Annotated in this window: 19 protein-coding genes; 8 read left to right on the top strand and 11 right to left on the bottom strand. The window is 62.0% G+C overall.

What is annotated here, in order from left to right; all coding sequences use genetic code 11:
- Positions 1–87: 87 nt before the first annotated feature.
- Positions 88–1,269: a PLP-dependent aminotransferase family protein gene (locus H7C86_RS23865; RefSeq protein ID WP_182262350.1), complete on the top strand. Its 1,182-nt coding sequence runs from the start codon at positions 88–90 to the stop codon at positions 1,267–1,269.
- Here the strand turns inward: H7C86_RS23865 and H7C86_RS23860 are convergent.
- Positions 1,250–2,035 carry a CoA-transferase subunit beta gene (locus tag H7C86_RS23860; protein WP_182262349.1) on the bottom strand — a complete coding sequence of 262 codons (786 nt, stop codon included), beginning with the start codon at positions 2,033–2,035 and terminating at the stop codon, positions 1,250–1,252. The genes H7C86_RS23865 and H7C86_RS23860 overlap by 20 nt on opposite strands.
- Positions 2,032–2,946, bottom strand: a complete 915-nt coding sequence (locus H7C86_RS23855; protein ID WP_080945652.1) for a CoA transferase subunit A — start codon at positions 2,944–2,946, stop codon at positions 2,032–2,034. Before H7C86_RS23855 ends, H7C86_RS23860 begins: the two co-directional genes overlap by 4 nt.
- Positions 2,947–3,030: 84 nt before the next feature.
- On the opposite strand from H7C86_RS23855, the gene H7C86_RS23850 reads away from it, so the two are divergent.
- Positions 3,031–3,927 carry a LysR substrate-binding domain-containing protein gene (locus H7C86_RS23850; protein WP_047890289.1) on the top strand — a complete coding sequence of 299 codons (897 nt, stop codon included), beginning with the start codon at positions 3,031–3,033 and terminating at the stop codon, positions 3,925–3,927.
- Here H7C86_RS23850 and H7C86_RS23845 read toward each other — a convergent pair.
- Complete coding sequence (locus tag H7C86_RS23845) at positions 3,924–5,339, bottom strand: MFS transporter (protein ID WP_019747710.1); 1,416 nt, start codon at positions 5,337–5,339, stop codon at positions 3,924–3,926. The genes H7C86_RS23850 and H7C86_RS23845 overlap by 4 nt on opposite strands.
- 171 nt (positions 5,340–5,510) lie before the next feature.
- Positions 5,511–7,001 carry a glycerol kinase GlpK gene (gene glpK / locus H7C86_RS23840; protein WP_182262348.1) on the bottom strand — a complete coding sequence of 497 codons (1,491 nt, stop codon included), beginning with the start codon at positions 6,999–7,001 and terminating at the stop codon, positions 5,511–5,513.
- A 108-nt stretch (positions 7,002–7,109) separates the two neighbouring features.
- On the opposite strand from glpK, the gene H7C86_RS23835 reads away from it, so the two are divergent.
- From H7C86_RS23835 to H7C86_RS23825, 3 genes are all read left to right on the top strand, one after another.
- Positions 7,110–8,852 (top strand): glycerol-3-phosphate dehydrogenase/oxidase, encoded by a 1,743-nt coding sequence (locus H7C86_RS23835; RefSeq protein WP_182262347.1) that lies wholly within the window; start codon positions 7,110–7,112, stop codon positions 8,850–8,852.
- A gap of 99 nt (positions 8,853–8,951) precedes the next feature.
- Complete coding sequence (locus H7C86_RS23830) at positions 8,952–9,494, top strand: hypothetical protein (protein WP_019747713.1); 543 nt, start codon at positions 8,952–8,954, stop codon at positions 9,492–9,494.
- Between the two features lie 50 nt (positions 9,495–9,544).
- Complete coding sequence (locus H7C86_RS23825; protein ID WP_019747714.1) at positions 9,545–10,261, top strand: GAF and ANTAR domain-containing protein; 717 nt, start codon at positions 9,545–9,547, stop codon at positions 10,259–10,261.
- On the opposite strand, the gene H7C86_RS23820 is transcribed toward H7C86_RS23825, so the two are convergent.
- Positions 10,230–11,177, bottom strand: coding sequence for a LysR family transcriptional regulator (locus tag H7C86_RS23820; protein WP_021343675.1), 948 nt, complete (start codon positions 11,175–11,177; stop codon positions 10,230–10,232). The two genes, H7C86_RS23825 and H7C86_RS23820, sit on opposite strands and share 32 nt — an antisense overlap.
- A gap of 153 nt (positions 11,178–11,330) precedes the next feature.
- Between H7C86_RS23820 and H7C86_RS23815 the strand changes: the two genes are divergently transcribed.
- Both H7C86_RS23815 and H7C86_RS23810 read left to right on the top strand, forming a co-directional pair.
- Positions 11,331–12,707 (top strand): MFS transporter, encoded by a 1,377-nt coding sequence (locus H7C86_RS23815; RefSeq protein ID WP_021343676.1) that lies wholly within the window; start codon positions 11,331–11,333, stop codon positions 12,705–12,707.
- Positions 12,704–13,447 carry a 3-hydroxybutyrate dehydrogenase gene (locus H7C86_RS23810; protein ID WP_060938853.1) on the top strand — a complete coding sequence of 248 codons (744 nt, stop codon included), beginning with the start codon at positions 12,704–12,706 and terminating at the stop codon, positions 13,445–13,447. The genes H7C86_RS23815 and H7C86_RS23810 overlap by 4 nt, the downstream gene beginning before the upstream one ends.
- 22 nt (positions 13,448–13,469) lie before the next feature.
- Here the strand turns inward: H7C86_RS23810 and H7C86_RS23805 are convergent, their stop codons facing one another.
- From H7C86_RS23805 to H7C86_RS23785, 5 genes are all read right to left on the bottom strand, one after another.
- Positions 13,470–14,354 (bottom strand): aldo/keto reductase, encoded by an 885-nt coding sequence (locus H7C86_RS23805; RefSeq protein WP_029537905.1) that lies wholly within the window; start codon positions 14,352–14,354, stop codon positions 13,470–13,472.
- 86 nt (positions 14,355–14,440) lie between these two features.
- On the bottom strand, positions 14,441–15,364 hold the full coding sequence (locus H7C86_RS23800; RefSeq protein WP_182262346.1) for a hypothetical protein: 924 nt from the start codon (positions 15,362–15,364) through the stop codon (positions 14,441–14,443).
- Positions 15,354–16,004 (bottom strand): hypothetical protein, encoded by a 651-nt coding sequence (locus H7C86_RS23795; protein ID WP_020969177.1) that lies wholly within the window; start codon positions 16,002–16,004, stop codon positions 15,354–15,356. The genes H7C86_RS23800 and H7C86_RS23795 overlap by 11 nt, the downstream gene beginning before the upstream one ends.
- A gap of 147 nt (positions 16,005–16,151) precedes the next feature.
- On the bottom strand, positions 16,152–16,688 hold the full coding sequence (locus H7C86_RS23790) for a hypothetical protein (RefSeq protein WP_019747719.1): 537 nt from the start codon (positions 16,686–16,688) through the stop codon (positions 16,152–16,154).
- 17 nt (positions 16,689–16,705) lie between these two features.
- Entirely contained in the window at positions 16,706–17,647 is a 942-nt protein-coding gene (locus H7C86_RS23785) for an oxygenase MpaB family protein (protein WP_019747720.1), read from the bottom strand.
- An 87-nt stretch (positions 17,648–17,734) separates the two neighbouring features.
- On the opposite strand from H7C86_RS23785, the gene H7C86_RS23780 reads away from it, so the two are divergent.
- Positions 17,735–18,304, top strand: a complete 570-nt coding sequence (locus H7C86_RS23780) for a TetR/AcrR family transcriptional regulator (RefSeq protein WP_019747721.1) — start codon at positions 17,735–17,737, stop codon at positions 18,302–18,304.
- On the opposite strand, the gene H7C86_RS23775 is transcribed toward H7C86_RS23780, so the two are convergent.
- Positions 18,291–19,082, bottom strand: coding sequence for a DNA-formamidopyrimidine glycosylase family protein (locus tag H7C86_RS23775; RefSeq protein ID WP_070796158.1), 792 nt, complete (start codon positions 19,080–19,082; stop codon positions 18,291–18,293). The two genes, H7C86_RS23780 and H7C86_RS23775, sit on opposite strands and share 14 nt — an antisense overlap.
- Positions 19,083–19,101: the final 19 nt, after the last annotated feature.

The raw sequence follows: 19,101 nt of genomic DNA, 5'->3' as shown, positions 1-19,101 counted from the left end.
GTATCTCGGCGCTCTCCCGCCCCGTTGACCCAGGACGGCTCAGGGTGTTTTCCTCTGACCTTCATTCTGCGTGCCTGGGAGCTTCACATGACACACGCCGCGCTGTCCGCTCGTATGGACGGACTCCGTAGTTCTGCAATTCGCGATCTGCTCACCTTGACTGCCCGACCCGACGTCATCAGCTTGGCCGGCGGACTACCCGATCCTGATTTCATTCCGCGGGAACGAATCTCGAAGGCAGCCCACGACGCACTCGGTGACCCCTCGTCCGTTCAATACGGCGAGACGTCAGGCCTGCGGCGCCTCCGTGAGGTGATCGCCGAGCGCGAATCCTCCAAGATCGGGCGGGCGCTCGACGTGTCCGAAGTTGTGATCACACACGGTTCTCAGCAAGGTTTGAGCCTGCTCGCGCAGGTCCTCCTCGACGCCGGTGACGTTGTGGTCGTGGAGGAACCGGCATATACCGGTGCGCTGCAGGTCTTTCGGACGGCGCAGGCTCGTCTCGTCCCCGTCCAGTTGGACGAGGACGGAATGGACACCGACGCGCTCGAGGCGAAACTCGCCGCCGGTCTTCGGCCCAAAGTTGTGCACACCGTGAGCAATTTCCACAACCCGCGGGGCGCGGTGCTTTCGGCGCCGCGGCGAGCGCACTTGGCGGCGCTGGCGGACCGATACGGGTTCTGGGTTCTCGAGGACGACCCGTACGGCGAACTGTACTTCGGCGAGAAACCGCCCGCACCGCTGGCGGCGTTGTCGGACAGGGTGATTCGGCTGTCCAGTGCTTCCAAAGTGTTGGCACCGGCGCTGCGCATCGGCTGGCTGCACGGCGACCGAAAGGTCTGCGAGGCGGTCGAACTGATCAAGCAAGGCGCTGACCTGTGCGGGTCTTCGCTCACCCAGCAGATCGCCGCAGACCTCTTCTCCGACGTCGAATGGTTCGAAACGCACCTCGACAAGCTCCGGGAAGGTTACGGCGCCAGAGCGAAGGCGCTGGTCACGGCCGCCGAGACGGAATTGAGTGGGCGTGCACGCTTTTCCGAGGTCCGCGGCGGGATGTTCTGTTGGATGGATTTCGTCGACGACGTCGACACCACCGAACTCCTGGGTGCCGCGCTCGAGCATGGCGTGGCATTTGTCCCAGGTTCGGCCTTCGCGGTCGAAGCTGACCTCGGTCGAAGCGCTCGATTGTGTTTCGCGACGTATCCCGAATCCGTGCTGGTCGATGCCGTCGGCAGGCTCCGGAAGAGTGTTACCGCAGGTACAGCCTGACCTTGTCGATAGTGTTGCGGAGCAGATCGATCTCCGTGCTCGATGGTGGGGTGGTGATGGTGACGTGATCGGCGACGGCGAGGTCCCATCCTGTCGATTCCCTGACCTGATCGACCGAGATTCCCTCGTGGACGCTGGTCAACTCCAATTCGCCGCCGGGGCCCTGGTGTGTCAGGACGCCGAGGTTGGTGAATACCTTGGTCACTCCTGCACCTGCCGGCATGATGCCCTTACCGCTGGCGTGGGCGCGGGCAGGGCTGGGTGAGGTGCAGAAGTCGAGCTCGGCCGGAAAGGAACTGAGGTCGTGGCGACGCATCACGACGAAGATCTCGGCGGCGTTCGCGATGATCTCGACGGCCCCGCCTGCTCCGGGCAGTCTGACCGTCGGGTTCTTCCAGTCACCGATGAAACTTGTGTTCAGACTGCCCGTTCGATCGATTTGAGCGGCCCCGAGAAATCCGACGTCGACGTTGCCACCTTGCAGGACGTAACCGAAGAGCGCGGCCATGCTGAGCACGGATTCGGCACCGGAGACAACCACGGAGTCCGCGATACCCTCGGCCATTGCCGACGGATGTGCACCGCACACTCCGGATTCGTAGATCAGCTCGACGTCCGGATTCGACGTGTGCCGCGCGAGATCGACTGCGAGCGTGGGTAGCCCAACTCCGGCGAAGACCCGGCGCTTACCCGCCAATTCGCGTGCCGCGACGGCGACGATCGTTTCGGTGGAGGTGGTGTTACCGGTGTCGATCGTGGTGGTCATAGTCTGCTCCCGTAGTCGACTGGTGTGGAGAGTTTTGGTCCGACCTCGAGATCCGACCAGTAGTCGGCTCCGAGTTTGGCGAGATACTCGCCGTGACTGTCGAGTGCGTACACCCATTCGTCGAGCCAATTTCTCAGCTGTGAAGGGTCTTTGGAGATTTCGGTCCAGCGTCGGTAGAAGCCGCAATCGCGGTCGTAGTATCCCTGCGCGTACGACGGGTGTGCGCCGCGCGGGCAGACGACAACCGCGTCGACTGCATGTGAGGGAATCAGAGTTCGGCTCGGGTCTGACCTGATGACCTCGTCGTCGACCAGTTCTTCGACAACGACGATTGCCTTCTTCGCGGCGTACACGGCCTCTTGCTGCACCCCGGCGATGCCCCAGATCTGCGCGTTCCCGGACGTGTCCGCTCGCTGTGCGCCGATGATCGTGACATCCGGATTCAATGGCGGCACAACGTAGACGCTCCCGCCGCCGTACGGGTCCTCGACGAGTCTCAGTTGTGGGTTGAGTGCGGGTAGATCACTACCGGCGTACGACCGTAGCGGGAAGAAGGGAAGCCTGGCGGCTCCCGCCTGATACCGGCACACCATGCCGTAATGGCTGTATTCCTCGACTTCGAGGGGGAGCGGGTCCTGGTTCTCGATGCGTCTGCGTAACTCGTACAGAGAACCTGCGGAGCCGCTGGCGAAGAACGAAGCGACCAGCTTTCGGACGCAGCCGGCGGCGACGAGTTGATCGGAAACGATGTCCGGCGTCATCCGGCACAGCGTGAGGTCCTTCCTGCCCTGCCGGATGATCTCGTGTGCCGCGGCAAATGGAATGAGATGCGAAAAGCCCTCCAACGCAACAGTCATTCCGTCGCCGACGTATCGACCGATGGCCTCTTTCATCGAGAGCGTCTTGTCCACGTGTGTACCTCTTCTTACGTTCTCGCGCACTTGGTCGGTTTCGGAAACTTGACATGGTCGGCCGGTGTGGCGCAACAATGTCGGGTGGAAATTCATCAGATCAACGCATTTCTCGCGGTGGCTGAGGAGCTACATTTCGGCCGTGCGGCTCAGCGCCTTCGGATTGCGCAACCGCCGCTGAGTCGAACGATCAGGCAATTCGAGAAACAGCTCGGTTCGCCGTTGTTCGATCGAAGTACTCGAACTGTGCGGTTGACTGCTGCCGGTGAAGCACTGCTGCTTCCGGCGCGCGAAATTCTGGACGCGTGCCGGATGGCCGAGATCGCGGTATCCGCGGCAGGCCAGGGAACGACAGGTCGCGTTCGCCTGGGCTTCGCGGGAACCTCGTCGCACCTACTCGTCGGGCGGTGGGCGAAATTGGTGAGAAAGACGAATCCCGGTATCGAATTTGTGCTCGACAGTTCCGCTTTCGCGAACGAGGCGTTGTTGATGTTGCTCGATCGACGCCTCGACATCGGGATGGTCCGGTGGACCGTCCCGCCGCTCGGGATCACGTCGAGATTGATCGCCGAGGAGAACTTTCTGGTTGCCATGTCGAAAGACCATCCGATGGCGTCGAGGGAATCGGTTCGGTTGATCGAATTGGAGTCCGAGAATTGGGTGACGCTTCCGGCGGAGCCGGGTTCGATTCTGCGGGAGTCTCTGCTCTCTGCGTCGAAGAACGCAGGATTCCTGGCTCGAATCGTGCAGACGGCACCGGATTCGATGTCGTTGATCGCGCTGGTGTCCGCGGAAATCGGATGCTCGTTGACTATTTCGTCGGTGGCCCAAAGCATCGTGAACCCTGATGTTGTCTTTGTTCCCGTCATGGATCCACCTCCTCCCCTTCAACTGCGTATCGCCTGGCGAGATGGAGACGACAGACCTGCGCTTCTCGAAGTGTTGAAATTGTCCGAGCAGGCGCTGCCGTCCCTGGCTTAGACGGTTGCCCGACCGGTAGGAATTTCACCCGCTTCGGACTTCGGCGAGTTTGCAGTATCGGCAAGAGCGTTCTCGAGTTCGAGCTCGTCGTAATCCGCTTGCTCGGCCGTCGAGAGTTCGCTTGCGTTGTAGCCGGTACGTCGGAGCAGGAGAAGGGTGCAGATCAGCGAGACAAGTGCGTACAGTCCGGACACGATCGCGACCCCGACGATGTTGCCTGACGTGTTGAGCATCCACTGCGCCAGTACCGGAGTTCCGCCGCCGACGACAAGGGAACACAGTTGATACGCCGTCGACAGACCCGTGTAACGGATGTTCGCAGGGAAGGCGCGAGCGAGAACGCCGGCGATGGCGCCGTAGAACATCGAGTGCGGGATCGTGGCGAGACACATCGCAACGACTGCGATGGTGAAGTTCCCGGTTCTGATGGCAAAGAACATCGCGGGCATGAGAACGAACTCCGGTATCACCATCAGGCACATGGCCTTCCGCATGTCTATCTTGGAAACCAGAACGGCCCCGAACGGTTGGACGATGAACTGCACGACAAGTGCGATCGCGATAGCGGCGAGGAATGTGCCGCGGTCGTATCCGAGTTCTTTTGTAGCCCAGGACAATGCGAAGGTGTTCTTGAAATAGGTGACCTGGGCGAGGGGGAGTGCGCCGGCGCCGAGGAGAACCAGCACCCAATGCTTGCGCAATACTTCGGCGAGCGGAAGTTTGACGACCTTCTTGCGGGCGAGAACGGCCTTCATCTCGTCGGACTCTTCGAGTTTCAGGCGAATGATCATGCCGAGGATGACCAGGCCTGCCGAAACGAGAAAAGGGATTCGCCAGCCGTAGAGAAGGAATGACGGCGTCGGCATCGAGGACAGCAGGAAGAATGCGATGGTTGCCAACAGATTTCCCGCGGGGGAGCCCTGCTGAGCGAACGCGGAGTAGAGGATGCTCTTGCCCTTCGGTGCGTTCTCGCTGGCGATGAGTACCGCGCCACCCCACTCACCACCGACCGCAATTCCTTGGATCACGCGAAGGGTGACCAGACCGATCGGGGCCCACATGCCGACCTGCGCGTAGGTGGGGAGGAGTCCGATCCCGACAGTGGCGACGCCCATCATCATCAAGGTGATGACCAGAGTGTTCTTGCGCCCGATCCGGTCTCCGAGATGACCGAAGATGATCCCGCCGATCGGCCTGGCGAGGAACCCTGCCCACAGGGTGATGAAGGCGAGGAGCGTGCCGACTCCGTTCGGCAGCGTGTCGGAGAAGAAGATCTCGCCGAATACCAGGGCAGCCGCGGTGCCGTAGATATAGAAGTCGTACCACTCGATGGTGGTTCCGATGAATGAAGCGATACCGGCTCTTCGTGCCTTGGCGTTGATCTCCTCGGAACTGCGAGTGGGTGAACTCATGCGTGGCGACCTTTCTCTGCAACATTCGCGGCGCCGAAACGTGGCGCGCCTGAATGAGATTCGCAGAGTGGTGTAGGTCACGTCCAATACCAACTTGGTCGCCTATTGATACCTCAGGAGTATCAATAGGCGACCATGATCAGCTCTTCCGGTATGGAAGGATCGGGGTGATTACTCGGACCAGTTGTACGTCCGCTCGACGGCCTTGTTCCACTCCGCGTACAGCCGTGACCTTTCGGACTCGTCCATCGCCGGTTCCCAGGTTTGGCCGACGGCCCAGTTGTTGCGGATGTCTTCGGTGTCGGCCCAGTAACCGATGGCGAGGCCCGCTGCATACGCAGCGCCGAGTGCTGTCGTTTCGTTGACCACCGGGCGGATGACGGGAACTCCGAGGATGTCCGACTGGAACTGCATCAGGGTTTCGTTGACCACCATGCCGCCGTCGACCTTCAGCGCGGACAGTTCGACTCCCGAATCCGCACGCATGGCGTCGATGACCTCACGGGTTTGGTATGCCGTCGCCTCGAGCGCCGCGCGAGCCAGGTGTCCCTTGTTGACGAACCGCGTCAGGCCGACGATCACGCCGCGTGCATCCGGTCGCCACCGGGGTGCGAACAGTCCGGAGAACGCGGGTACGAAGTAGGCGCCGCCGTTGTCGTCGACACTCGCGGCGAGCGGCTCGATGTCCTTGGCGTTCTGAATGATTCCGAGATTGTCCCGAAGCCACTGGACCAAGGAGCCGGTCACCGCGACGGAACCTTCGAGTGCGTAGACGGCAGGGGCTTCGCCGAGTTTGTAGCAGACGGTCGTCAGCAGTCCGTGCTTGCTGTGCACCGGCTTCGTTCCGGTGTTGAGAAGCATGAAATTGCCGGTGCCGTAGGTGTTCTTGGCTTCACCCTCGGAGAGGCAGGCCTGGCCGAATGTGGCTGCCTGCTGGTCACCGAGGATTCCGGCGACCGGCACACCGGCGAGATTGCCGCGAGGACGGCCGGTGCCGTAGACCTCGGACGAACTACGGATTTCCGGGAGCATCGACATCGGGATTCCGAAGTCCGCGCAGATCGATTCGTCCCACTGAAGGGCCTCGAGATCCATCAGCATCGTGCGTGACGCATTGGTGACATCTGTCACGTGAACACCGTCGGTCAGGTTCCATACGATCCACGTGTCGACGGTGCCGAAGCACAATTCTCCGGCCTCCGCTTTGGCTCTCGCGCCGTCCACGTTGTCGAGAATCCACCGGATCTTCGGCCCGGCGAAGTAGGTCGAGAGCGGCAGCCCGGTCTTGTCTCGGTACTTGTCCGGACCCTCGTCGCCGCCCAGTTCGACACACAGTTGATCCGTGCGCGTGTCCTGCCACACGATCGCGTTGTAGATCGGCTTGCCCGTCGAACGCTCCCAAACGACGGTCGTCTCACGCTGATTCGTGATTCCGACGGCCGCGATGTCGGCCCGCGTGAGGTCGACCTTCGCGAGAGCGCCGGCCACCACCTCCCGGGTGTTGATCCACAGCGCAACCGGGTCGTGCTCGACCCAACCGGCACGCGGGAAAATCTGCTCGTGTTCTTTCTGCGCAACGCTCACCACGGCGCCGTCGTGATCGAAGATCATGCAGCGGCTCGACGTCGTGCCTTGGTCGATGGCGGCGATGTATTGATTCACTGTGCTCCTATGTTCGGGCGCGTTCGCAGTTATCCGTGCGCTGTCGCAGTATGTGGATCAAGCTACTAGCCTGTAAACGGATTCGTCGTCGACTTACAGGAGACCGGGTTGAGTAAGCAGCAAGGTGCGCAGTTTCTCGGCCCGCAGCAGCGTGAAGCTGCTTGGGAACAGCTTCAGACCGAGCAATTCGACGTCGTCGTTGTCGGCGGCGGTGTTGTCGGTGTCGGAGCTGCGCTCGATGCGGCCACCCGCGGACTCAAGGTTGCGTTGGTCGAGGCCCGTGACTACGCATCCGGCACGTCCAGTCGCTCGTCGAAGATGTTCCACGGCGGTCTCCGCTATCTAGAGCAACTCGAATTCGGCCTCGTTCGTGAAGCATTGCGTGAGCGCGAACTCTCGCTGACCACGCTCGCTCCGCACCTGGTCAAGCCGCTGAAGTTCCTGTTCCCTCTGGCTCACCGAGTGTGGGAGCGCCCGTACATGGCGGCGGGAATCTTCCTCTACGACCGAATGGGCGGCGCAAAGTCGGTCCCCTCCCAGAAGCACTTGACGCGGGCGGGCGCGCTACGCATGTCGCCGAGCCTCAAGCGCAGTTCGCTGACCGGTGGCATCCAGTACTACGACACCGTCGTCGACGACGCTCGGCACACCATGACCGTCGCACGGACCGCTGCACACTACGGCGCGGTCGTCCGAACGTCGACGCAGGTCATCGGCTTTCTGCGGGAAGCGGATCGGGTCTCGGGAGTTCGTGTTCGCGACTGCGAAGACGGCCGTACCGCCGAGGTCAAGGGTCACGTCGTCATCAATGCGACCGGTGTCTGGACGGACGAGATCCAAGCGCTCTCACGTCAGCGCGGACGGTTCCGGGTGCGAGCGTCGAAGGGCGTACACATCGTCGTCCCGCGCGATCGCATCGTCAGTGAAGCCGCCATCATCCTGCGTACCGAGAAGTCGGTGCTGTTCGTCATTCCGTGGGGCAGTCACTGGATCATCGGCACCACTGATACCGACTGGAACCTGGATCTCGCACATCCGGCGGCAACCAAAGCAGATATCGACTACATCCTCGGCCACGTGAACTCCGTCCTGGTCACGCCGTTGACGCACGCCGACATCGACGGTGTGTACGCCGGCCTGCGCCCGCTGCTTGCCGGTGAAAGCGATGAGACGTCGAAGCTCTCGCGCGAGCACGCCGTTGCCCGTGTGGCTCCAGGTCTGGTCGCCATCGCCGGCGGAAAGTACACGACGTATCGGGTCATGGCGGAAGACGCCGTCGACGTCGCAGCAGAAGACATTCCGGCGCGGGTTGCGTCGTCGATCACGGAGAAGGTACCGCTCGTCGGCGCCGACGGATACTTCGCGTTGATCAACCAGACCGTGCAACTGGGCGAGCAGTACGGCTTGCATCCGTATCGCGTCAAGCACCTGCTCGACCGCTACGGTTCGCTCATCACCGAGGTCCTCGAACTCGGCCGGCAGACACCGGAGTTGTTGCAGCCCATCACGGACGCGCCCGATTACCTTCAGGTCGAAGCTGTGTACGCCGCCGCGGCCGAGGGGGCACTGCACCTCGACGACATTCTGGCCCGCCGTACGCGTATCGCAATCGAATATCCGCATCGTGGTGTCAACTGCGCACAGCAGGTCGCCGGATTGGTTGCCCCGATTCTCGGTTGGGATGCCGCCACCGTCGAACGCGAGGTCGACACGTACCGAGCGCGTGTCGAAGCCGAAATCGAGTCTCAGACCCAGCCGGACGACGAGTCGGCGGACGCATTGCGCGCCGCAGCGCCGGAGTCGCGGGCCGAGATCCTCGAGCCCGTCGTCGTGGTGCCGGATCGGGTCTGAGTCGCCTGTCGTTTGTTCTCGGTCTGTCGCGGGTAGGCGGATGGCGAATCACCACCCGTGTCAGCACAGACCGGTCGAGCGTCGCCCAGGAGGATCTCAATGTTCGGTAATCGGTCGCGATCTGCTGAGGAACACATAGCTACCGGCTATCTGGTCACTCACCTGTGCGGAGCGATGGTGGGGCTGCAACTCTCGCGGTCACTCTCGGACTCGTACGGCGTCTGGGCCGACGGTGAGCTGGACTCGTTGCCGGGTGAGCTCGAGTACGAGATCGAGCAGCTGCTGCAACTGATCGAGGACACCCAGGGCATATCTCTGCCCCGGTACTCCAAGATCGACGCGACGGTCAATCGGATCAGACGTCTCGTCCATGTCGACGCCATCTGGCGTAATCGCCTCGTGAAGTTGGCAACGCTCGAGATCATGCGGACCGCGCTGTGCGGCAAGAGTGCGATGTGGGAGGTCCTGCGAGACATTCCGGCCGGGGAGACCGAGGAGCAGTATCGCGAACTCAACGACCTGGTGTCCAAGCAGATCACCACGGTCACTGCGCTGCATCACCGCGCAGCTACGGAGGCTTTTCAGGGGACGGACGGGCGGGAATCGGCGAGCGGCGGCGACCCCATCAGGTCGAGTAAGTAAGGTTTGTACCGTTCGATGAAGAATTCGATGAACGGTAGACCCCGAGGTGTATGGAGATGGCTGAGCGCGACCAAGCACTGACAGAACCCAAGGCAGTGTTCGCGGCGTTGGCGGAGATCCTCTACTCCGCGGCAGACAGCGCCGAGGTGTACTCCGCGATCTGTTCGGCGGCTGTCGAGTTGATTCCCGGTTGCGACCACGCAAGTCTGATGCTGCGACGTGGAAACACCAACGTCACCGTAGCGGCGAGCGACGAGATCGCCGATTATGCAGACGATCTCGAGCGTGCCACCGGTGAGGGGCCGTGCATCGACGCCCTCGATACGGAGGCGCCGCAACTCGAGTCGGACCTTCGCACCCCGAATCAGTGGCCCGAGTTCGCTCGGAAAGTAGTGGCAGAGACACCCATTCGCGGATCGATGGGGTTCCGGCTGATGGTAGATCGTCAGAAGTTCGGTGCCCTCAACCTCTTCTCGGACACTCCGGGGGCTTTCACCGAAACCGTTGCAGACCACGCGATCATGTTGGCGTCATTTGCATCCGTGGCCGTCACTGCGCTGACGCGAGGCGAGGACGCCGACTCGCTGCGACGTGGTCTGGCAAGCAGCCGCGAAATCGGTCAGGCCGTCGGTCTGCTGATGGCACTGCATCGTGTGTCCGACGACGAGGCCTTCGACATTCTGGTGCGAACCTCACAGAACATGAACGTCAAGATCGCCGAATTGGCGCGCAAGGTCATCGTCCAGCATCGTTCGACTCTGGACTGAGCGCTTCGTTCGTCCCGGGAGCGCCGAGGAGTTGAGATCGCTTGCGATCCACCGTCTCTCGAAGAGCTGTCACCACCGCTGCGACCTCCGGGCGTCGCAAGGATTCCGAACGGGCCACCAACCAGTACGAAAGTCTGACTTCGATGTGAGCCGGTAGAACGCGAATCAAATCGTCGTGCTGCTCGGCCATGAAACAGGGGAGAAGGCCGATGCCGGCACCCGCGCGCGTTGCCTCGATGTGGACGAACACGTTGGTGGACGTGACGGCCTCGCGCATGGAAACCGTGAGCTTGCGGGCCAGATCGAGTTCGTCGACCTGCAGCATCGAGTCGATGAAATACACGAGCGAGTGTTCGGCCAGCTCTTCGGCACTTTCGGGAACAGCATTCTGACGTAGATACTCTCGGGAGGCGTACAAACCCAGCGCGTAGTCGGCCAGATGGACGGCCTCGGCGCGGTGAACTTGAGGTTTGCCGACAACAACCTCGATGTCGAGCCCCGAGCGTATCTGCGACGCCTTTCTGGTCGCGACGACTATCTCCACGCTCACGCGAGGATGGCGTCTGCGAACCGCTGCGCCGGCGGGGGCCGCGATGTATGCGCTGAAGCCGTCGGTGGCCGAGACCCGCACGACGCCGTCGAGTTGCTGCTGACCGGTGGAGTCGAGTGCCAGTTCGTTCACCGCGGCCTCGATGCGCTCGGCCGCGCTGAGGGCTTGTCTGCCCAGGTCGGTCAACTCCCAGCCGCCGGACGAGCGGACCAGTACACGGCCGCCGAGGCTCTTCTCGAGCGAGGCGATGCGGCGCGAAATGGTGGTGTGGTTGAGGCCCAGGTCGTCGGCGGCGGTGTTGAAGCGGCCGGTGCGACCGACCGCGAGAAGCACCAGTAGGTCGTCCGGGCTCAGTCCGAGTGTCATATCTGCATTTTTGCACCTGTATGGTGCGAGATTTGTCATTGTCGTGCCAAGAATCTGCACCGATACTCATCGAGTCACAAAAAATGTGCGAGCGGTCACATTCCTGATCGTGAAGAGCAGGCGAATCGCGAACTGAAGACGAGGGAGTCCACGATGAGCGTCGACAACATGCCGAAACCCGAGAGCCAAGCCCCACCATCGGGGCTGAAGAAGGTGGTCGGCGCCTCGATGGCGGGCACCGTGGTCGAGTGGTACGAGTTCTTTCTGTACGGCACGGCGGCCACGCTGGTCTTCAGCAAAGTCTTCTTTCCTGGCGGCGGCAACGAGCTGGATGCGATCATCGCGGCTTTCATCACCTACGCCGTCGGATTCGCCGCCCGGCCACTCGGCGGAATCGTCTTCGGATATTTCGGAGACAAGTTCGGCCGGAAGCAGTTGTTGCAGTTCAGTTTGCTGCTGGTCGGTGCCGCGACCTTCCTGATGGGCTGCCTACCGACCTACGGTCAGATCGGCTACTGGGCGCCGGCACTGCTGGTCACGCTGCGCTTCATCCAAGGATTTGCTGTCGGCGGCGAATGGGGTGGGGCGGTACTCCTTGTCGCCGAGCACAGCCCGAATCGATCTCGCGGGTTCTGGTCGTCCTGGCCTCAGGCCGGCGTGCCGATGGGCAACCTGGTGGCCACTGTCGTGCTGTTGATCCTGACGTCGACGCTCTCGGACGAATCCTTCATGAGTTGGGGCTGGCGCGTTGCCTTCTGGCTCTCCGCGGTGATCGTTCTGGTCGGGTACTACGTTCGGACCAAGGTCACCGACGCTCCCATTTTCATTGCGGCGCAGAAGGAAGCAGAACTGGTCAAGGCAACCTCGTACAGCGTTTTCGAGGTGGTCAAGCGTTACCCGCGCGGAGTGTTGACCGCGATGGGCCTGCGTTTCGCCGAAAACGTCATGTACTACCTCGTGGTGACCTTCTCGATCACCTACCTCAAGGTCGTCGTTCATGCGGACACGGCGCACATCCTCTGGTGGATGCTGATGGCACATGCCGTGCACTTCGCAGTGATTCCGTTGGTGGGCAAACTGTCCGACACGATCGGTCGACGCCCGGTGTACATGATCGGCGCCGTCACCGCCGGAACATGGGGATTCTTCGCCTTTCCGATGATGAACAGCGGGCACAATGCAGTCATCTTGTCGGCAATCATCATCGGGCTCGTGTTCCACGCGTTCATGTACGCAGGCCAACCCGCGATCATGGCCGAGATGTTCCCGACTCGGATGCGCTACTCCGGTGTCTCCCTGGGTTATCAGGTCACGTCCATCGTGGCGGGTTCACTGGCTCCGATCATCGCGACCGGATTGCTGAGCAAGTTCGACTCCTCGGTCCCCATCGCGATCTATCTCCTGCTGGCATCCCTGGTCACCATCGTTGCAGTCATTTTCGCGCGGGAGACCAAGGGAATCTCGCTCGAGTCCGTCGACGCCGCTGACGCCCGTGTTCTCGCCGACGAGCGGGCCGGTGTGTCTGTATGACGCTGACCGGAAAGTCTGCTCTGGTCACCGGTGGTGCCAGCGGGATCGGCGAGGCGTGTGCTCGACTCCTCGCCGCCCGCGGCGCGCACGTGACCGTCGCCGATCTCGACGACGTCGCCGCGAAGTCGCTGGCCGAGGAGATCGACGGCACGGCGTGGGCCGTCGATCTCCTCGACACCGACCAACTCGTGGATCTGTCACTCGAAACGGACATACTCGTCAACAACGCCGGCATTCAACGGGTCAGTCCTATCGAGGATTTCGACGTCGAGGACTTCCGGAAGATTCAGCGCCTCATGGTCGAAGCGCCGTTCCTCCTCGCTCGGGCCGCCCTGCCGTACATGTACCGCAACAGTTTCGGTCGCATCGTGAACATTTCCTCGGTCCACGGGCTCCGCGCTTCGGCATTCAAGAGTGCATACGTCACGGCTAAGCACGGACTCGAAGGACTGTCGAAAGTTGTTGCGCTCGAAGGCGCCTCACACGGTGTCACCAGCAACTGCGTCAATCCGGGCTATGTCCTGACGCCACTGGTGCGATCCCAGATCTCCGACCAGGCAAAGGTTCACGGAATCAGTGAATCCGAGGTTGTCGAAAAGGTGATGCTCACCGAGAGCGCAATCAAACGGATGGTCGAGCCTGCGGAGGTGGCATCGCTGGTGGGCTGGTTGGCATCGACCGATGCGTCGATGGTGACGGGGGCGTCGTACACCATCGACGGAGGGTGGAGCGCCAGCTAGACCACCCGAGCTGCTGGGTTTTTCACGCTTCGGGGATCTCGATTCCGAACTTCTCGCGAGTGATGACCTCGGGTTCGGGACCACCGCGAACTCCGGTGTCGAGTGCGTCGATTGCGGAGAGTTCTTCGGCGGTGAGTTCGAAGTCGAACACGTCGAAGTTCTCCGCGATGCGCGAGGGAGTCACCGACTTGGGGATCACCTGGCGGCCCTGCTGGAGGTGCCAGCGGAGCATCACCTGTGCGGGAGACTTGCCGTGAGAGGAAGCGATAGCGCCGATGGTGGCGTCCTCGAGGGTTGAGCCGTGAGAGCCGTCGCGATAGAACGTGATTCCGCCGATCGGTGACCATGCCTGAGACAGAATGCCGTGATCGGCGTCGGCCTCGAGCAAGGTCGACTGCCTGAAGTATGGATGGACCTCGATCTGGTTGACCGCCGGCACTACGGACGTTGCGTCCAATAGTCGGGTGAGGTGATCCGGCATGAAGTTACTGACTCCGATGGCACGAACCTTGCCGTCTGCGAGAAGTGTTTCCAGGGCCTTGTATGCGTCGATGGTGCGCTCGAACTCGCTCGGCAACGCCTGGTGAAGGATGAGGAGGTCAAGTTGCTCGACTCCGAGTTTGCCTGCGCTCTTGTCGAAGGCGTGCAAGGTCTCGTCGTATCCGTAGTCGGTGATCCAGACTTTCGTTTCGACGAAGATCTCACCGCGATCGAGACCGGATCGCCGGATCGCCTCGCCGACACCCTTCTCGTTGCCGTAGGCCGCAGCCGTATCGATATGGCGATAACCCACCGACAGCGCGGACTCGACTGCGGCGACAGTTTCGTCCGGCGGGGTCTGGTAGACGCCGAAGCCCAGCGCGGGGATGTCGACGCCGTTGTTCAGTTTCAGGCTCGGGATGCTCATGTCGTCCACGGTAGCGGCGGCCACTGGTTCGGTGGGAGTGACTGCTCAGCCGGGTAACGGCAGTACCTCCCTCAACCGGCAGTACTTCAGCTCGGTTGGCAGGTGCCGCCGATGGGTAAAGCCTGCGCTCGTTCGCCTACCCAGCGGCCGATGTCGCTGAGCATCGCAGTACCGTCGGCGAAAGTGCCCGAGTCCGGCTTGGCTGCGATGGCGACAGCGAGTTGTCCGGTGCCGCTGCTGATGATCCCGAATTGGCGGACCAGATAGCCGCCGTCGTCGTCAGGCCCCCACCCACCCTTGAATCGAGCGGTTGGGATCACTCCCAGGCCCCAATGTTGGTCGGGGCTGATGCTGCCCATGAGCCCGAAGACTTCGATGGCGTCGCTCCGGCATGGCAGGGTGGCGGCGAATTGCGCTTGGACGGCAAGTGGCCATTGTGTTTGACCGAACGAGCTGAATTCTGGTCGTAGCGTGCGTGATTCCACGGTGGTGGACATATCGCCGGAGGCCACGAGGACTGACTCGACCTTCGCTGCGGCAGTGGTCGGATCGCCGAGGCCTCGCCACAGTTCTTCGGCTGATTCGTTGTCGGAGGTGGTGATCGCCTGCTCGACCGTGGTGAGTTGTGTGCTGTCGGTTTCGTGGAGGGCTGCGATGGACAGTGGGACTTTGATGGTGGACCAGGCGACTCCGTTCTGCCACTCGCCGGCAACGAGTGACTGACCGCCGCCGACGGGCACGAGTGCGATACCCACGACGCCGCCGAGGGTGTTGCCCAGAGCCTCGAATCCGGCGAGCGGGCCGACACCGTTGCCCGGGGCGGCAGGAGTCTCTGTCGGCTCCGGTGGAACGACGACGATCTCGGTGATCGTCTCGACCTTCTCCGACGGCTCGTCTCGCGTCGGAATCGTGCAGCCCGCGAGGGCTGCTGCAGAAGCAGTGGCGAGCGCAACCGCCAGGAGTCGTCGGCGCGTCCCGCTACGAGCCTCGCCGCACTGCTCAATAGACATAGACCACCGCGTTGTTTCCGCCGGTACACGTGACGACTTTGTTGCCGGCGCAGTTCATCGAGTACCGAGTTCCCGTGACCGGACTGACCGCGCTGATGGAGACCGGGCCGCCGCGTCGGCCCTGGCTCACGTACTGGTAGCGCACTTCTTCGGCGAACTCACAAGACGTCACGCTGGTGCCGACGGCGGACGTTGTGAATTCGTTGTTCGAGAACACCGATCCACAACGCGCTGCGCTGGCAGGGACCGACTCGTTGGGCGCGGGTGTGACGACGCCGTTTTGCGGCGCGGCCGCGGGTGAGGTGATCACCACGGTTTCCGTGCGTGCGGAGTTCTCGTCGGAATTGTCGTTCAAGACAAGAGGGAGAACCCATACGTAGACCACGACGGCGACGAGTGCGACTGTGACAACTCCCAGTAAGACCCACAGCCATGCATACGATTTCGGCGGGCGGGGAGGCATCGGCGAATATCCAGTGCCTTGACCGTATGGGGGCCGGGGCGGGGTGTAAGCAGGCTGATGTCCCGAGTACGGCGCCTGACCGGGTGTGATGCCCGGCGGCGGAGGAGGGGGCGGAGGGAGAGGCGTCGTGTGGTTGGGGTCGTTGTTCCAGGGATACGGCGGCTGTGGTGTTGTCATTTCGGGCTGCTCCTCTGCCTACTTGATAGAAGTGGGCCGAGTTAGTCGTCGATCACCGCACATCGAAATTACCGATTGTTAGGTTTCTGCGAATTGCCCGTCTTAGTTATATACGACCGGTCTGACTTCTTTTGCACTTGTGGCTCGTCAATGAGTGAGCACTATCTTCAAGCCGACTATGAGGGTGGCGACGGCAGCGAGGCCGAAGGCTGCCAGATGTGTGTTCGTGCTGACTTTCTCGCCGTGAAGACGGCTGATCACGTAACTGGTGGATCCGATGCGCAGGATCAAGACGATTTCCGCGATCAACTGCGCCGTCCGTGGTTCCAGGAAGTTGAACCACGCCGTCGCGAGAATGGCGACAGGAACAACCGCGGAGGTGAGGATCGGGACAGAATCGCGCAGCGAGTCGATTCTCTCCGCGGTGGTGAGACGGCGGTCGTTGCGAATGCTCTCGCCGACGCTCTCGGCAAATGTGTGGGCGATGTACGTCGACAATGCCGTGCCGACCACAATCGCGGCGCCCAGCGATTCCTGAGATTTCGTCACCGGGACGAGTGCGGCGAGGACAAGAATGTTGCCGTAGATGTACGCGGTGGTTCTCGCCGCCACACGTTCTTGTCCCAGCGGCGCACCGTGAGACGTGATCGGCCGGTTCAGCAGTGTTCGCAGGTCCCACTCCATGTTCAGAGCATGGCAGATCAGACCCTCGGGCTGTAGTGCATCGGATTATCTCGCTGCTCGAGCGGAGGTAGATTGCGCGCCGGTGTGTGGACCAGTGGTGCCCCGGCGGGAATTCTGCCGCTGGCTCGGTCCCATCCCGCGCGAGCGCGCGGTTGATACCGGTATCGCCACGGCACCAGGCGGAAGACGGCGTTGACGGTGCGGCCGACAGCGTTGTGAATTTTCTGATCGCGACTGGTCCACGAGTAGCCGAGAAGGTCGCGAACCGGTTGGTCGTACATGCCCACTGTCAGCCACACGAATCCGCGGGCGAGGGGAATCCGCGTGAGCCGCCACAACGGATCGGGTAGCCACGTCATGTACGGGGGCTTTCCCAGCCCCGACAAATCCAAGACGTCGCGGGTCGCTTTGTTGTCTTCGAGTACGTTGCGGCACATGTGGTCCCAATACTCCTGAAATGCTTCCCAGGTTTCGGGAACCGGGCGCATGCTCATCCCGTACAGGCGGTACCACTGAATGTGCTCGGTGAAGAGTTGTCGTTTCTGGGCCTCGGTCAGGCCACCGGAGAAGTTCTCGGCGGTGACGATGGTGCCCATGAAGAATGTCGCGTGCGCCCAGTAGAAGGTGTCGGGATCAAGTGCGTGGTACCGGCGTCCCAGCTTGTCGATGCCCTTGATCCGTGTGTGATAGCCACGGACTTCTTCGGCTGTCTGCTGCGCGCGATCGCCGTCGAAGACCACGCCGGCAATGGGATACAGCGAGCGGTACAGCCGTTCCCAGCGCTCGTCGAAGAACTGCGAGTGCTCCTCGACCCCGGCGCCGAGACCAGGGTGCATGTTTTGCATCGAACCTGCCCAGACACCTTGGAGCATCCCGCGCCAGTCGCCGAAATACTTCCAGGTCAGGGAATCCGGACCGAGGGGAACCGGGGTGCTGCTGTCGCCAAGTTGACTACGCATGTTGTCAGATTAGGATCGACAACAGCGGTAGTCAAGGATCGAATACCGGGTGCATTGAAGAACAAGTGTCGGCGAAGTGGGGAAGTTGTGAGCATCGAAGAACGCAGGGCCACTCGAAAGGCGACGTTGTTCGACGTCGGAGTGACACTGCTCGGTGCGGTCGACGGTCCGGCCGTCAACGTGCGAGCGGTCTGCAAGGCCGCTGGTCTGACCGAGCGGTACTTCTACGAGAGCTTCACCGATCGCGATCAGTACGTTGTCGCGGTCCACACGTTTGTCGCCGAGCGCGCGCAGTCGGCGCTCGCCACGGCAGTGGAGTCCGAGACGACATCCGAGGCAGTCGCCACCGCTGCGGTCGACGCTTTCGTCAAGCTGATGGTCGACGACCCGGCAATGGGGCGAGTGCTTCTGATCGCTCCGCTCTCGGAGCCGGTGCTGAGCGGACGCGGTATCGAATCGATGCCGGCGTTCGTGGACCTGGTGTACGACCAGTTGTCCGAGATTGCTGATCCGGTGGACAAGCAGCTGGTGGCAGTCGGGCTGGTCGGGGCGTTGTTCACACTGTTCATCGGTTATCTGGACGGCTCGATCGTCGTCGAGCGCGAGCGATTTGTGCGCCATTGCGTCCGGCTGCTGATCAACGCTAACCAGGCGTGAACGGCTGGCACACGGGGCAGAAGAAGATATTTCGCTCGGTGAGCTGATCCGGTCCGAGGGTGTCTTCTCTGATGCGGGTTCCGCATCGGCGGCAAGGTTTTCCGCGTCTGCCGTACACCCACGTTTGCCTACCTGGGCGGGTGTCGCCGGTGGTGACCCGGATGCGACGCGACTTGTTGACGTTGATGGTGCGGAATGACAGATCCACAATCGCGTCGAGGTTCCCGGCGCGGTGTGTCGGCGTCTTCGGGTGAATGCCTCGTAGGAAGCAGATCTCGTTGCGGTACACGTTGCCCAGTCCGGCCATCACGCGCTGATCCAGGAGCGCGATTCCGATCGGTACGGAGTCTGCAGCGCGAAGATTCTCGACGGCCACGGAACTGTCCCAATCGGTCCCGAGCAGGTCCGGTCCGAGGTGCCCGACGGCCTCCTGTTCCTGCCCCAGTTCGAGGATCTCGGTGACTCCCAGTGAAAAGCCCACTGCTACAGAGTCTTCGGTGGCCAAGATTATGCGCGCTTGGTGGGCGGGTCTGCGCCAGCGCTCGCCGGGGCGATAAATCTGCCACTGACCCTCCATCTTCAGATGCGTGTGAATGGACGCTTCGCCCACGCGGATCAGCAGATGCTTTCCGCGGCTGGCGACGGAATCCACACGATGTCCCGATAAATCGACGGTGGCATAGCGAGGAACGCGGACATCGCAGGTGGTGAGTACCTTCTCGGCCAGGGCAGCGCGCAGATCGTTGGCGGCCCGCCACACGGTATCGCCCTCAGGCATGGTCGCCGCTCCAGCACTT

Source organism: Rhodococcus sp. UFZ-B548 (genome assembly GCF_903819475.1).
In the GTDB taxonomy this organism is placed as follows: domain Bacteria; phylum Actinomycetota; class Actinomycetes; order Mycobacteriales; family Mycobacteriaceae; genus Rhodococcus_F; species Rhodococcus_F erythropolis.
The sequence above is the reverse complement of the archived record's forward strand: the minus strand, read 5'-3'. Positions and strand labels throughout refer to the sequence as shown.

Bases quoted from the DNA above. Each gene is read 5' to 3' on its own strand.
- H7C86_RS23865 (WP_182262350.1), top strand. From the start codon at position 88: ATGACACACGCCGCGCTGTCCGCTCGTATGGACGGACTCCGTAGTTCT.
- H7C86_RS23810 (WP_060938853.1), top strand. From the start codon at position 12,704: ATGACGCTGACCGGAAAGTCTGCTCTGGTCACCGGTGGTGCCAGCGGG.
- H7C86_RS23815 (WP_021343676.1), top strand. From the start codon at position 11,331: ATGAGCGTCGACAACATGCCGAAACCCGAGAGCCAAGCCCCACCATCG.
- H7C86_RS23790 (WP_019747719.1), bottom strand. From the start codon at position 16,688: ATGGAGTGGGACCTGCGAACACTGCTGAACCGGCCGATCACGTCTCAC.
- H7C86_RS23795 (WP_020969177.1), bottom strand. From the start codon at position 16,004: ATGACAACACCACAGCCGCCGTATCCCTGGAACAACGACCCCAACCAC.
- H7C86_RS23800 (WP_182262346.1), bottom strand. From the start codon at position 15,364: ATGTCTATTGAGCAGTGCGGCGAGGCTCGTAGCGGGACGCGCCGACGA.
- H7C86_RS23805 (WP_029537905.1), bottom strand. From the start codon at position 14,354: ATGAGCATCCCGAGCCTGAAACTGAACAACGGCGTCGACATCCCCGCG.
- H7C86_RS23785 (WP_019747720.1), bottom strand. From the start codon at position 17,647: ATGCGTAGTCAACTTGGCGACAGCAGCACCCCGGTTCCCCTCGGTCCG.
- H7C86_RS23860 (WP_182262349.1), bottom strand. From the start codon at position 2,035: ATGACCACCACGATCGACACCGGTAACACCACCTCCACCGAAACGATC.
- H7C86_RS23820 (WP_021343675.1), bottom strand. From the start codon at position 11,177: ATGACACTCGGACTGAGCCCGGACGACCTACTGGTGCTTCTCGCGGTC.
- H7C86_RS23825 (WP_019747714.1), top strand. From the start codon at position 9,545: ATGGAGATGGCTGAGCGCGACCAAGCACTGACAGAACCCAAGGCAGTG.
- H7C86_RS23830 (WP_019747713.1), top strand. From the start codon at position 8,952: ATGTTCGGTAATCGGTCGCGATCTGCTGAGGAACACATAGCTACCGGC.
- H7C86_RS23775 (WP_070796158.1), bottom strand. From the start codon at position 19,082: ATGCCTGAGGGCGATACCGTGTGGCGGGCCGCCAACGATCTGCGCGCT.
- H7C86_RS23845 (WP_019747710.1), bottom strand. From the start codon at position 5,339: ATGAGTTCACCCACTCGCAGTTCCGAGGAGATCAACGCCAAGGCACGA.